The sequence below is a fragment of the Mesorhizobium sp. M4A.F.Ca.ET.050.02.1.1 genome, assembly GCF_003997725.1.
In the GTDB taxonomy this organism is placed as follows: Bacteria; Pseudomonadota; Alphaproteobacteria; order Rhizobiales; family Rhizobiaceae; genus Mesorhizobium.
This window is the reverse complement of sequence record NZ_RZSG01001392.1, coordinates 1-646: the sequence shown is the minus strand read 5'-3', so window position 1 is coordinate 646 and position 646 is coordinate 1. Positions and strand designations below refer to the sequence as shown.

General features: G+C 65.0%; 1 protein-coding gene and 1 pseudogene. Both read left to right on the top strand.

Annotation, left to right across the window (positions count from 1 at the left end):
* Nucleotides 1-78: 78 nt before the first annotated feature.
* A pseudogene (locus EOA33_RS41425) lies at nucleotides 79-267 on the top strand (hypothetical protein); the annotation flags it as partial.
* Nucleotides 268-433: 166 nt separating this feature from the next.
* Nucleotides 434-646, top strand: a 213-nt coding sequence (locus EOA33_RS41420; protein WP_348628304.1) for a phosphoenolpyruvate carboxylase, incomplete at its 3' end; no start/stop codon positions are given.

Here is a 646-nt window from a genome sequence, read left to right as displayed (position 1 = left end):
GCGCTCGATAAAAGCGGACAGGGACACGAGCTCGCCGCCCGCAACCCTGACGAACCACTTCGCCAGTTCGCCTCGGCCCTGCTTGCCCGGCTGATCGCCACGCGGGATGGCGGGACGCCAGCGTACCCCTCGGCGGAGGCGTTTCGGACCGATCTCAACGCCCTGTCTTCAGTGCTCGAAGCGATCGGCGGACGCGCGGTAGCCAGGCGTTTCGTCCAGCCGCTGCTTTGGCAGGTCGGAAGCTTCGGCTTCCGCACGGTTTCGCTCGACGTCAGGCAGAACTCCACGGTCGTCAACCGCGTGCTGGCCGAGCTGTTTGCGCTGACAAATCCCGCTGACCCGGTGGCAGTCGGCACGCCGCTATGGTCGGCGCGCATTCGTGCTGCCTTGAGCCAGGGCGAGCAGCTGAAGATCAACGCAGACCGGCTCTCGCCTGAAGGCAGGCGAACTACTTTCGACGTTCTCGGTCATCGCCAGGCACATCTCCGGATCGGATGGCGACGCGGTCGGCGCTTTCGTTCTCAGCATGACCCGCTCGGCCGACGACCTGCTCGCTGTCTATCTGCTGGCGCAATATTGCGGCCTTTCGACCGCGTCGCCATCCGATCCGGAGATGTGCCTGGCGATGACCGAGAACGTCGAAAGT